12 protein-coding genes are annotated in these 13815 nt (G+C 47.1%); all 12 read left to right on the top strand.

The genetic code is table 11. The annotated features are described in order from the left end of the window. The first annotated feature begins 5 nt into the window (after positions 1-5). The 12 genes from tal (at position 6) to tkt (ending at position 13373) form a co-directional block, all read left to right on the top strand. Entirely contained in the window at positions 6-998 is a 993-nt protein-coding gene (gene tal, locus IAE27_RS03115; protein WP_227685221.1) for a transaldolase, read from the top strand. Positions 999-1318: 320 nt separating this feature from the next. Beyond that, positions 1319-1594, top strand: a complete 276-nt coding sequence (locus IAE27_RS03110) for an HPr family phosphocarrier protein (RefSeq protein ID WP_200091780.1) — start codon at positions 1319-1321, stop codon at positions 1592-1594. Positions 1595-1615: 21 nt separating this feature from the next. Next, positions 1616-1915, top strand: coding sequence for a PTS sugar transporter subunit IIB (locus tag IAE27_RS03105; protein ID WP_109240496.1), 300 nt, complete (start codon positions 1616-1618; stop codon positions 1913-1915). A 50-nt stretch (positions 1916-1965) separates the two neighbouring features. After that, complete coding sequence (locus IAE27_RS03100) at positions 1966-3405, top strand: PTS mannitol transporter subunit IICB (RefSeq protein WP_109240495.1); 1440 nt, start codon at positions 1966-1968, stop codon at positions 3403-3405. Positions 3406-3418: 13 nt separating this feature from the next. Further along, positions 3419-3853 carry a PTS sugar transporter subunit IIA gene (locus IAE27_RS03095; protein WP_109240494.1) on the top strand — a complete coding sequence of 145 codons (435 nt, stop codon included), beginning with the start codon at positions 3419-3421 and terminating at the stop codon, positions 3851-3853. Further along, positions 3850-5001, top strand: coding sequence for a mannitol-1-phosphate 5-dehydrogenase (locus tag IAE27_RS03090; protein WP_109240493.1), 1152 nt, complete (start codon positions 3850-3852; stop codon positions 4999-5001). Before IAE27_RS03095 ends, IAE27_RS03090 begins: the two co-directional genes overlap by 4 nt. 16 nt (positions 5002-5017) lie before the next feature. Next, positions 5018-5653, top strand: a complete 636-nt coding sequence (hxlA, locus tag IAE27_RS03085; RefSeq protein WP_109240492.1) for a 3-hexulose-6-phosphate synthase — start codon at positions 5018-5020, stop codon at positions 5651-5653. Between the two features lies 1 nt (position 5654). Further along, entirely contained in the window at positions 5655-6215 is a 561-nt protein-coding gene (gene hxlB / locus IAE27_RS03080; protein ID WP_109240491.1) for a 6-phospho-3-hexuloisomerase, read from the top strand. Between the two features lie 152 nt (positions 6216-6367). Further along, a complete protein-coding gene (locus tag IAE27_RS03075) occupies positions 6368-9067 on the top strand; it encodes a sigma-54-dependent transcriptional regulator (RefSeq protein ID WP_109240490.1) in 2700 nt (899 codons plus the stop codon). 18 nt (positions 9068-9085) lie between these two features. After that, entirely contained in the window at positions 9086-10177 is a 1092-nt protein-coding gene (locus IAE27_RS03070; protein ID WP_109240489.1) for a glycerol dehydrogenase, read from the top strand. Between the two features lie 195 nt (positions 10178-10372). Then, positions 10373-11335 (top strand): 6-phosphofructokinase, encoded by a 963-nt coding sequence (gene pfkA / locus IAE27_RS03065; RefSeq protein ID WP_110276330.1) that lies wholly within the window; start codon positions 10373-10375, stop codon positions 11333-11335. A gap of 46 nt (positions 11336-11381) precedes the next feature. Further along, a complete protein-coding gene (gene tkt / locus IAE27_RS03060; protein WP_200091778.1) occupies positions 11382-13373 on the top strand; it encodes a transketolase in 1992 nt (663 codons plus the stop codon). Positions 13374-13815: the final 442 nt, after the last annotated feature.

Here is a 13815-nt window from a genome sequence, read left to right as displayed (position 1 = left end):
CAATTATGTCCATCCTCAATAATCTGAGAAGGTTCACGACAGTCGTTGCGGATACGGGTGATATTTCGGCTATACGGCAGTTCTTACCTGAAGATGCAACGACCAACCCTTCTCTGATACTGAATGCTGCGTCACTACCATTGTACCTCCCTCACATCAAAGAGGCGGTTAGCTGGGCTCTTGAACAAGGTGGGTCAAAAGAAACTATCTTACTGAACACCAGCGACAGACTGGTCGTAAGTATTGGAACCGAATTGCTGAAGGTGGTTCCTGGGAAGGTGTCAACGGAGATCGATGCGCGCTTATCTTATGATCGCGGGATGTGTGTAGCGAAAGCGAGAAAGTTAATTCGTCTGTATGAGCAGCAAGGTGTTGACCGTTCCCGGATCCTGATAAAGCTTGCGGCGACATGGCAAGGTATTAAAGCCGCTGAACAACTGGAGCGTGAAGGCATTCATTGCAATCTTACTCTTTTGTTCTCGTTTGCTCAGGCACGGGCATGTGCAGAAGCCGGGGTGTGGCTCATTTCGCCTTTTGTCGGGCGTATCTACGACTGGCATAAGGAAAAAGGAAGTATTAACAAGGACGATATACAGACAGATCCTGGGGTACACTCAGTCCGCCGTATCTATGATTATTTTAAAAAATACCGGTATCAGACCATCGTTATGGGAGCCAGTTTTCGTAAGGTGGAGCAGATACTGGCTCTGGCCGGCTGTGACCGATTGACTATTTCTCCTGACCTGCTTGCAGAACTCTCTCATCAGGAGGGTGAGGTTATCCGAATGTTGACGCCACCGGTACAGGCAGAGACACCGCCAGCCCCCCTTTCTGAATCCGAATTTTATTGGCTTCATCACGAAGATCCGATGGCGGTTGACAAGTTAGCCGAAGGTATCCGTTCGTTCGCACGAGCTCAGGAAAAGCTTGAAGAAAAGTTGTTAAACGAAATAGCAAAAATGCAACCAACAGCAACAGTTCAATTCTCTCTGTCGTAAACTTTACAGGGGAGAGGTAGTTCACCTTCCTCCCTGTATACCTACTCCTCCGTTTCCGGCCTCTGTTTGATCATTTCAGCAGGATTGACTCCAGAATACAAACAGCTGGAAGCGTTTTGGATGTGACGCAAATCACACTGATTCATTCGTTTTGTTTGTGAAATAGATCACCCAATATAACGAAACACATTGCCCCACCAATGAAACACATTTATGCAATACAATGATTTTAAAGGATTAAAAAAAGTTGGCACGTTATCTGCTATATATATGGCAACTGATTCAATTTATATTGGAAATTAAAGATGAGTGAGAATGCTATGCAGCTGAAAGCAGAATTCGTAATCGCTAACAAAAGTGGTCTCCACACCAGACCTGGCGCCATGCTGGTGAATATCGCCAAAAAATATGAAAGCGATATTACCATCACAAACCTGACAGCACAGGGAAAGCCGGCAAACGCAAAAAGCCTGATGAAATTGATGACTTGCGGAATTAAGTGTGGTCATAAAATTCTCATCACTTTAGAAGGCAAGGATGCAGAGCATGCGCTGGCAGCGATCAGTGATGGTATTGCCAGTGGACTGGGTGAATAACCCCCAATCTGAGAATTGAAAATGATTAAAGTCGCTTTGATATGTGGTACAGGAGCATCCAGCAGTTTCATGGCGGTGAAATTGCGGGCAGCTGTGAAGGAAAAAGGACTACACATTGAAGTGTCGGTATGCCCTGAAACAGCGTTAACAAAAGAGATTGAGACCTATGACCATATTTTAATCGGGCCTCATCTTTCTTTCCTGGAGGAAGAGCTTCCCTCCCGATACCAGTTGAAAGGGAAGTTAGCTGTCATCCCGTACTACATATACGCAACTATGGACGGTTGTCAGTTACTGAAATTAATAACTGATAGCCAATAGAACTAATACGGACTTAAGAATTCAAACCAACCTCAAAAAGGTAATAAAAAATGAGTTCAACACCGAATACCTTACAGTTAAAGATCCAAAAACTTGGCGCATTCCTTAGCGGAATGGTTATGCCTAATATAGGTGTATTCATTGCATGGGGTATTATTACTGCTCTTTTCATTCCTACCGGCTGGTACCCAAATGAATATCTTGCCAAACTGGTGGGTCCAACCATTACCTACCTTCTACCAGTACTGATTGGTTATACGGGCGGTTATGCTATCCATGGCCGTCGTGGGGGAGTCATTGGTGCTCTGGCAACCATGGGAGTTGTCATTGGAGCCTCAGTAACCATGCTGATAGGTGGTATGGTCATGGGACCGCTGGCCGCCTGGGTAATGAAGAAATTTGACGGCTGGCTGGTTGGTCGGGTCAAGCCCGGTTTTGAAATGCTGGTTGATAACTTCAGTATCGGGATTATTGGCGGGATCCTAATGGTCATTGGCTATGCCGCTGTTGAGCCGATTTTTTCCGTCATCCTTGGCTTTTTATCCGCCGGTGTCAACTGGGCACTGAATCACAGCCTGATCCCATTGGCGAGTATTTTTGTTGCCCCCGCTCAGGTCCTCTTCCTGAATAACGCCATTAACCATGGGATTATGGCCCCACTTGGCATACAACAGGTTGTTGAGCATGGCCGTTCTATCCTGTTCCTTGTAGAAGGCAACAGTGGTCCATTAGTTGGTGTAATGGTTGCCTACTGCCTGTTTGGAAAAGGACTGGCGCGTAAAACCGCTCCGGCTGCGACCATCATCGTCATGTTCGGTGGGATCGCCGAGGTTTATTTCCCATATGTCCTGATGAAACCTAAGCTGGTTCTTGCTCCGATTCTGGGAAGCATGGTCTCCCTATTTATTTTCCAGACTTTCGATGGCGGTACCGTAGCCGTCCCGTCTCCGGGCAGTGTTATTGCCTTTGCGATGATGACGCCAAAAGGTTACTTCACGGTTAACCTGGCCGGATATTTCGCAGGTCTCATTGTCTCGGCCATTGTTGCCGGGATCCTTTTAAAACTTGATAAATCTCCTGTCGAAGACGGGGAAGAATACCAGGAAGAAACAACAACTCCACACATCTCTACGGCACCAGTTGTTGCGGCTACAAATAGTGAAAGTGCTACCATCGCTGGTGGTGAACACCTGACAGACCGGAAAATCAACAAGATTATTGTGGCCTGTGATGCGGGTATGGGCTCAAGTGCCATGGGGGCTTCCGTGCTGAGAACGCGAGCGAAAAAAGCCATGCTGAACGTGACGGTAGCGAACGCTTCTGTCAGTAGTATTCCAGAAGACACGGATCTCGTTGTAACACACGCTGACCTTCTGAATCGCGCACGTCAGAATAACAAAAATCCAGATACGCAGTTTATATCCATCAAAAACTTCATTGAAGCTAAACAATATGATCGTGTCTTAGAACACGTGCAGAAAAACGGATAATCAAGAGGAAAGTATGACTATTTTCAACGCCGGAAACATCAATCTGACCACAGATGCTAACTCTGTAAAAGATGCAATCATTACCGTTGGTAAATTGCTTTCCGATAATGGCTATGTCGATGTCGGATATATTGATGCGATGCTTAAACGTGAGGGGGTTATTTCTACCTATGTTGGCAACGGCGTTGCTGTTCCTCATGGTATCGCAGGTTCTGATGGGTTGATTTTTAAATCCGGAATATCTCTGATTCGCCTCCCGCATGGAATTAAATGGAGTGATGACGACGAGGCCCGAATCATAATTGGTATTGCAGGTAAAGATGGAACTCACATGGATATCCTCGGTAAAATCGCCATGGTGTGTTCCGATGAAGACAATGTCGAAAAATTACTGAATGCAGAATCTGCAGAAGAAATCGTGAAAATTTTCGAGGAGTATGAAGAATGAAAGCAGTTCATTTCGGAGCGGGAAATATCGGTCGTGGATTTATTGGTGACCTGTTACATGACAGCGGCTACCATATTACATTTGTTGAAGTTGGTCAGAAGATCGTTGATAGCCTGAACACTACCAATTCTTATGACATCTATTTTCTCGATAAAGGCTATGAAAAGAAAACTATAACCAATGTATGTGCGATTTCTCCGGTGAGTCATCCCGAAGAGGTGGTTAAGTCAGTCGTGGGTGCTGATCTGATCACCACCTCGGTCTGGGCTGACAACCTACCGAAGATTTCCGCAATCCTTGCGAAAGGCCTGAAAGAAAGAAAGCTGAAAGGGATGCCAAAGGTTAACGTACTCGCCTGTGAGAATGCGCTGTACGCGTCCGACCGTTTACGCAACGAGGTCCTTAAACATACCGATATCATCACTGAAGCGGAACTGGATGCAATTGCCTGTTTCGCCAACGTCTCCGTAGACCGTCTGGCGTTGACAAATGTCCGAGACGGTGTGGAGTACCTGGATATCGATACTATGTTTGAGCTGGTCATCGAACAGAATCGTCTGGTCGATACCAAATCTGAACCGATTAAAGGTGCAGATTACACTGATAACCTGACTATGTACCTGGAAAGAAAACTTTATATCTGTAACTGCGGGCATGCGGCTGCAGGATATTTAGGGTTCATCAAAGGATACCAGTATGTTCAACAGTCCTTTGCTGATAAAGATATTTTCGAAGATGTCAAAGGTATGATGTATGAATCTGCCGATGCGTTAATTAAAAAATTCGGCTTTGAATTTGACGAACTGGACTATTTCATCAAGAAAAATATTAAACGCTTCACGATGGACGTGGTACAGGATGATACCAAACGCGTCTGCCGCTCTCCTATCCGTAAACTGGATAAAACAGACCGTCTGGTTGCTCCCTGTGAAGCTTATGAATCACTTGTTGGTGAAGTGAAATATTTACCTAAAGCTATTGCGGCAGTGTTTCTTTTTAAAAACAGCGATGACGCTCAAGCCGTGGAATTGCAGGATTATATTTCTGCAAACGGTATCGAAAAATCAATTACTCACTTCACCGGACTTGAACAAGGCTCTGCCATTTTCACAAAAGTTCTGGCTGAATTTAACAAATTTAATCATTGAAAAAGGATAAAAAATCATGAAATTACAACTTGCCTTAGATGACCTGGATTTAGTTAAAGCGCTTCGTATGATCGAGCAAGTTCACGACTCAATCGACATCATTGAAGTTGGAACACCGTTTGTTATCGATGAAGGGATGCGTGCCGTCCGCGAAATTAAGCGTTTCTTCCCGGAAAAGGAAGTCCTCGCCGACCTGAAAATCATGGACGCAGGCTATTATGAAGCGGAACTGGCATTCGAAGCCGGTGCTGACTACGCGACAGTTCTGGGTGTTACCGACGTACTGACCGTAAAAGGCTGCGTCGAAGTTGCTGAGAAATACAACCGTAAAATTGTTGTCGACATGATCTGTGTCGAAGATATGCCGGGCAAAATTGCACAAATGGAAGCAACTGGTGCCCATATTCTGGCCGTACATACTGGCGCCGATCAACAGGCTGCTGGCCGTGAGCCGATTGATGATCTGCGCATTATGGCGCAGCACGTAAAATCTGCACAAATGTCAGTTGCCGGTGGTATCAGTTCACGTACTGCGCAGAAATACGTCGATCTGAAACCTTCTATCCTGATTGTTGGTACAGGCATCACGCACCAGAAAGATCCGCGTGCTGAAGCTGCAGCTATCAAACAGATCATGAACGGAGCTAAATAATATGACTGACACCGTACTGTTATCGATTGTTGAAGAACTGCAGCAGTCTGCAAAACTGGTAAAACAGGAAGACGTCGACAACCTTGCCGATCTGATTGAAAAGTCAAATCGTATCTTTGTTGCCGGTGCGGGTCGTTCAGGTTTTATGGTTCGTGCGTTCGTTAACCGTCTGATGCACCTCGGGTATACTGCATTCTTTGTGGGAGAACCCACTACGCCGTCTATCCAGAAAGGGGACCTGTTAATTATTGGTTCCGGGTCTGGTGAAACGGGTAGTCTTGTTACCATGGCGAAGAAAGCGGCTGATAAAGAGGCAAATATTGCGCTGGTGACCGTTTGTCCCGGGTCGACAATTGGTAAGTTGTCTTCAACCACCGTTGTGCTGCCCGGTTCCACACAAAAAAGTACCCTCGGTACCGGAACTGTGAAAACGATCCAACCCATTGGCTCTCTGTTTGAGCAGTTGCTTCTTCTCGCCTGTGAAAGCGTCATCCTGACTATCAAGGTACGCAAAAACATGACGGATGAGGAAATGTTCTCCCGACACGCCAATCTCGAGTAGCTCTACGGGAGGAGGGTTTAGCCCTCCTCCTGATTCTCATGCCAAATGTTAACAACATAAGTATGCAAAATACCCGACATTACTAACATTAAAAATATTAGAATTGAGTTATATTTTAGTAAGTTACCTACACGTTAGATGGAACATTTGTGATGAGAATTGACCGTATTTTTAAAAAACTTCAGTCGATGCAGGTGCCGGACGGTGTTACAGCCCAGGAGCTTGCTGATTTACTCGGTTATTCAAGAGCAAATGTCAGCCATGAGCTGAATAAACTGACGTTGTCCGGAAAAGTGAAAAAAGTTCACGGGAAACCCGTTCGCTTCTTCCCTGTTGAGCCGCGTCAAAGTGAAAACCATCCTGTATCAGTCCTTAAGTCACTGAATACAGAAAATAAAGATATCAAGAAAATATCCATACTGGGGAAATTCAGTCAGGATAATCCAAGTCTGTATGCAGCGATAGAGCAGGCTAAAGCAGCGGTACTGTATCCACCGAATGGCATGAACATTCTTATTCTGGGCGAAACCGGTGTCGGGAAGTCCATGTTTGCAGAATTACTATACGATTTTGCGAAAGACAATCAGCTGGTTAAAAATAACTCTAATCTCATCGTTTTTAACTGCGCGGATTATGCAAACAACCCTCAGTTACTGGTTTCCCAGCTATTCGGCAGTAAAAAAGGCGCCTACACCGGCCTGGATGAGAACCGTGTGGGATTAATTGAAAAAGCCCATGGTGGAATACTGTTCCTTGATGAAGTGCATCGCCTCCCACCTGAAGGGCAGGAAATGTTTTTTACCTTCATTGATAAAGGCACTTTTCGTCGCATGGGAGAAACGGATACATTACGTCAGGCTGATGTACGTATTTTTGCTGCAACGACAGAAAAACCTGAGTCGCATCTTTTGCGAACGTTTACTCGTCGCTTCCCGATGATTTTACGATTACCTTCTCTGAAAGAAAGAACTTTCCAGGAAAGAAATAATCTTGTCAACTTCTTTATTAATGCAGAGGCTCAACACCTGAATGCACCCATTCATGTTTCGGCAAACAGCCTGAATGCATTCATGAGTTATGAGTGTGAAAATAATATTGGTCAGCTTCGTACTGATATAAAATTCTCATGTGCAAATGCATACGCTGAATATATTTCAGGTAAAAAGCCTAACATTTCAGTAGTAAGTCGTATTCTGCCTGAGCATGTGAAAGCAGCCTTGCTTGAAAATGTTGAGCACCGGAAGGTATGGAATGGCTATATGCCAGCCAAAACCTCGGTATCCATTTATTATCCCGACCAGGCCTTTGATTATACTGGGGAATTACCTGACAACACGGTCTATGATGCCTTACACGAGTTGTTTGAAAGTTCCTCGCCTGAAAGCATGCCTGAACTGGTTGATGTCGAGAATGCGATCACCACATTCTTCCGGGAAAACTATAATCATGCCAATAAGCACTCGAACTACAAAATAGAAAACTTAATCAGCGGAAACATTCTCACCCTGGCTGACGATATTATTACGATTTGTGAATCTGAGTTACATAAAAACTTCCGTCCTGAGTTTAAGTATGCTCTCGCTAAACACATCGAAAGTACGCTTGAAAGAGTCAAAGCGAACAAAAAGATTTATCACCCTAATCTTAATAAAATTCGCGTCGAACTCCCCCGCTTGTTCAATCTGGCACTGGATTCATTACGTTTAATCGAACGTCAGCTTGAAGTGACCCTGCCAATCGATGAGGCTGGTTTTCTGGCCATGATTTTACTCTATGATGAGGTCAGTAACCGGAAAGATACGCATACCAAAGTGATCGTTGTGATGCATGGTGAAGCGGCAGCATCTTCCATTGCTGAAACGGCTAATCATCTGATGGGGGTGAACATTGCACACGGGTTTAATCTGCCATTAGATGTTAAGCCTCAACTGATTACGGACAATATTATTGACTTCATTAACAGCGAAGAGCACATCTCTGATGTTCTGCTCCTTGTGGATATGGGTTCCCTGACGCATATTGGTAACGTTATCGAAGAGCATACCGGTATCAGGACCAGAACGCTCCAGCTTGTCAGTACCCTGCATGTCATTGAGGCTGTTCAAAAATCCATTTCCGGCCTGAAAGAGGATGACCTGTATAACGAAGTGCTGAATGTATTCAGTATTCTTGATCAGGCAACAGAAACAATTCCGTCACCGGGTGATGCAGAACAGAAATTGGCCATTCTCACTATCTGTACGTCAGGTGAAGGGTCGGCAAAAGTACTCCAGAACATTATTGAGGAATCGTTCTCATACCGGAAAAATTATCTGGATGTGATCCCAGTTGAATTCACAGATGCACAACAGTTTGTGCTTGAGTATGAGAAAATTGCATCAACCCATATCATTATTGCTGCTATATCACCTTTAGAGCTCTCTTTAACGGTTCCGGTATTTAACGTCAATATCGTGTCGACTGATGCCGGTATCAATCAGTTGCAGCAATTAATTGATATTGAGACGACGGCTCAACTGATGATTGAACCCTTACGCAGCATGCTGAATAATATTTCACCGGGCGATATCCTTCCGGACATCCGGTATTTCATTCAGCAATGTGCGGAAAGTCTTAACATTAGCGTTACCAGCAATATGATCATCGGCATTTGCATGCATATGGCATGTCTGATTGATCGTCTTTCATCATCAAAAAATAATAATCCCTGTAAGCATATGGAAAAACCTGACTCGCCTGTCAACAACATACTGATGAACCACATCATGCCGTTATGTGAAAAATATTCAGTCGTTGTTAATAATGCGGAGCTGGACGTCATCGCGAAATTTTTTAAACAATCCAACAAGTGATTACTTAAGGAAATTATTATGGTAACTACAGCGATTTTCCCGGGACGTTATGTACAAGGAGCTAATGCTATTGATGAATGCCTTGCGGACGAGCTTTTACGGCTGGGGCAGCGTGCATTTATTGTACAGGATCCCACGGTGAATAAACTCATTGGCCCCCGTATTGATGCATTACTGGCCAATAAAATTGCAACAAAATCAGAGGTTTTTTGTAGTGAATGCTGTGATGAAGAAATTGAGCGTATTTCGGCCTTAACTAAAGCATTTGAAGCGGACGTTATTGTCGGTATCGGTGGCGGAAAAACCCTTGATACCGCTAAAGCAACAGGTGCAGCCCTGGGCCTGCCTATTGTTATCGTCCCGACGCTTGCCTCAACCGACGCCCCATGCAGCTCTCTGGTTGTGATTTATACCCGGGAAGGCAAATTTAAACGCTATCTGATGATCCCGCAGAACCCCACTCTTGTTCTGGTCGATACACAGATCATCGCGAACGCCCCTGCCCGCTTCCTGGTATCCGGAATGGGGGATGCACTGGCGACCTGGTTTGAAGCAGAAGATTGCCGCATTAAAGGGGCCGGTAATATGACCACGCGTCCCGGGCCTATGACAGCATTTGGCCTGGCTCGTATGTGTTTTGACGTCCTGTTGAAATATGGGGTACTTGCTAAAGCAGCCTGCGAACAGAAGATGGTCACCCCTGCCCTGGAGCATATTGTTGAAGCCAATACGCTGTTGTCCGGTCTCGGATTCGAAAGCGGTGGCCTGGCTGCAGCTCACGCCATTCATAACGGGTTGACCGTATTACCGGAGACACACAGTTACTGGCACGGAGAGAAAGTGGCTTTCGGTACACTCGCCATGCTGATGTTGACCGACAGGGAACCTGAGCTTATTGACACTGTATACACCTTCTGTGAATCAGTCGGTTTGCCAACGACCCTCGCGCAAATTGGTCTGAATAATGTGACTGATGAGCAGTTGCTGGCCGTAGCAACGGCCTCCTGCCAGGAAGGAGAGACAATGCACAATGAGCCCTATGCTGTGACCCCTGAACGTATTCTGGCTGCTTTACGAGCCGCTGATGCGTATGGCGTGCGTCGTCAGTAAAGACCCTGTAAGGCCGGTATGATTTACCGGCCGTACCAGGCTTATGTCAGCGTCTTTGGATAAGTCTTTTCACAGTGCACTGAGCAGTCCTGATTGTCAGGAAAACCGGTCTCTGCAACGTATGCTGATATGAACTGATTTTTTCTGAAGGCGCTGCCATCAGTTGAGTAAACACATAATGATTCAGGAGCAACCGTGATTAATAAGATTGGTATTCTCACAAGCGGTGGTGATGCCCCCGGCATGAATGCGGCCATACGCAGCGTCACCCGCTCGGCCTTATCTGAAGGGCTGGAGGTGTTCGGTATTTATGACGGTTATCTGGGACTTTACGAAAACAGGATGATCCAGCTGGATCGTTATAGTGTTTCCGATGTGATAAATCGAGGCGGAACATTTCTTGGCTCCGCTCGTTTTCCGGAATTCCGTGAAGAACACATTCGGCAAGTCGCGATAAAAAATCTGCAGGCGCGTGGCATAAATGCCCTGGTGGTCATCGGCGGCGACGGATCCTATATGGGGGCCCATTGCCTTACCCAAATGGGCTTTCCCTGCATTGGGTTGCCAGGCACCATCGATAACGATGTCGCGGGTACCGATTATACGATCGGCTATATGACTGCACTGAGCACCGCTGTTGAAGCGATTGACCGAATACGTGACACCTCCAGCTCCCATCAACGGATCTATATCATTGAGATTATGGGAAGACATTGTGGCGATCTGACCCTTTCCTCTGCCATCGCAGGGGGATGTGAATTTGTTGCCGTCCCTGAAATCGAGTTTAACCCGGATGAATTGGTCAAACAGATCCATCTTGGTATTTCAAAAGGTAAGAAGCATGCGCTGGTTGTTATCACTGAACATATGTGTGATGTGAATGAACTGGCGTCATACATTCAGGAAAAAACCGGCCGGGAAACCAAAGCCACTATTCTGGGTCACGTCCAGCGAGGCGGGGCACCGGTACCCTATGATCGAATTCTTGCTTCAAGGATGGGGGCATATGCTGTTGAACTGTTATTACAGGGCCACGGCGGACGTTGCATTGGTATCTGCAATGAGCAGTTAGTACACCACGATATTACAGAAGCTGTGACTTCGCTTAAACGTCCCTTTAAAAGTGACTGGTTGGCGTGTGCGCAACGGTTATATTGAACCGTAATTATGAATAGTGTGATCACTTAAATGACAGAGGTTGGTTATGAAAGACAGAAAAACGCTGGCAAATGCAATCAGATTTCTGAGCATGGATGCCGTACAGAAAGCCAAATCAGGCCACCCGGGTGCCCCGATGGGGATGGCTGACATTGCCGAAGTCCTGTGGCGTGATTTCCTGAATCATAACCCACAGAACCCGTCCTGGGCCGATCGCGACCGTTTCGTGCTCTCCAACGGCCACGGCTCAATGCTGATTTACAGCCTGCTGCATCTCACCGGTTATGATCTGCCGATTGAAGAACTGAAAAACTTCCGTCAGCTGCACTCCAGAACCCCGGGCCACCCGGAAGTCGGCTACACCGCCGGCGTGGAAACCACCACCGGCCCGCTGGGCCAGGGGATTGCCAACGCGGTCGGCATGGCGATTGCTGAAAAAACCCTGGCGGCGCAGTTCAACCGTCCGGGCCACGATATCGTTGACCACTTCACCTATGCGTTCATGGGCGACGGCTGCATGATGGAAGGCATTTCCCACGAAGTATGTTCCCTGGCCGGTACCCTGAAGCTGGGTAAACTGATTGCGTTCTATGATGACAATGGCATCTCCATCGACGGTCATGTTGAAGGCTGGTTTACTGACGACACCGCGAAACGTTTTGGGGCCTATGGCTGGCATGTCGTACGTGGTGTCGACGGCCACGACGCAGATTCTATTCGTGCTGCCATTGATGTGGCAAAATCGATCACGACCATGCCAACGCTTATCATCTGTAAAACCGTCATTGGATTCGGTTCTCCTAATAAAGCGGGTACCCATGATGTCCACGGTGCCCCTCTGGGCGACAGTGAAATCACTGCTGCGCGTGGGCATCTCGGATGGGATCACCCGGCCTTTGAAATCCCTTCTGACATCTATGCACAGTGGGACGCAAAAGAAGCCGGTCAGGCGAAAGAAGCGGCGTGGAATGAGAAGTTCGCGGCCTACGCCAACGCCTTCCCGCAGGACGCAGCCGAATTCACTCGTCGTATGAAAGGCGAGATGCCGGCAGACTTCGACGCGAAAGCGAACGCGTTCATTGCGAAGCTGCAGGCTAACCCGGCGAAAATCGCCAGCCGTAAAGCGTCGCAGAATGCGATTGAAGCCTTTGGCCCGCTGCTGCCTGAATTCCTCGGCGGCTCGGCTGACCTGGCGCCAAGCAACCTGACCATCTGGTCCGGTTCGAAAGCCATCAACGAAGACACCGCGGGTAACTACATCCACTACGGCGTGCGTGAGTTCGGGATGACCGCGATTGCCAACGGTATCTCCCTGCACGGCGGTTTCCTGCCGTACACCTCCACGTTCCTGATGTTCGTGGAATACGCGCGCAACGCAGTGCGTATGGCGGCGCTGATGAAACAACGTCAGGTGATGGTCTATACCCACGACTCCATCGGACTGGGGGAAGACGGCCCGACGCACCAGCCGGTCGAGCAGGTGGCTTCCCTGCGTCTGACCCCGAACATGAGCACCTGGCGTCCGTGTGATCAGGTGGAATCGGCGGTAGCCTGGAAATATGGGATTGAACGTCAGGACGGCCCAACTGCGCTGATCCTCTCCCGTCAGAACCTGGCGCAGCAGGAGCGTACGGAAGAGCAGCTGGCGAATGTCGCCCGCGGCGGCTACGTGCTGAAAGACAGCAACCGGGAGCCAGAAGTCATTATCATTGCTACAGGCTCTGAAGTAGAGCTGGCTGTCACTGCATGGGAAAAACTGACCGCGGAAGGTGTGCGAGCACGGGTGGTGTCCCTGCCATCAACTGATACGTTTGATAAACAGGATGCGGCTTACCGTGAATCAGTGCTGCCGAAGGCGGTTACTGCCCGCGTGGCAGTGGAAGCCGGCATTGCTGACTACTGGTATAAATATGTTGGTCTGAACGGCATCGTTGTCGGAATGACTACATTTGGGGAATCAGCACCTGCAGAACAGCTGTTCGAGGTATTTGGCATCACTGCAGACAGAGTATTTAATGCTGCTGTCTCACTTCTGTAACTAAATTATTGCCCCCTGACGGGGGCAATTCATGAATCTGAGTTATGAATCTGCAAAAAGATTTGTTGGACATTAACCATTTTTATTACTGTCTGTTAGTTGCCCTGCGATTACGACAAAAAATCGTACCCTTTGAATCAGATAATCAAAGAAAAAGATTCATCATCAATTGGTTATATACCGCACAGAAGAGAAAGTCTTTTTCCAGGATTACTCACGCAGAGATACTATGGCTTGTTGAGGAATTTATGAAATTTAACAAAAGCCTGCCAGAACTGGAGGCCTGTATCGATAAAATTTACCAGACCTCTCTGGGCTATCTCGCGGATAACTGCAGTACCGCTAAGCCATCCTGATTCTTACTGGCAGGATGGAAGCCTGCCATGCCTGATATTCTATCCAACAATCCTTTCTTTAAAGCTAATGCCGTAATGTAGTACCG

Source organism: Klebsiella sp. S69 (genome assembly GCF_016516145.1).
Lineage (GTDB): Bacteria > Pseudomonadota > Gammaproteobacteria > Enterobacterales > Enterobacteriaceae > Klebsiella > Klebsiella oxytoca.
The sequence above is the reverse complement of the archived record's forward strand: the minus strand, read 5'-3'. Positions and strand labels throughout refer to the sequence as shown.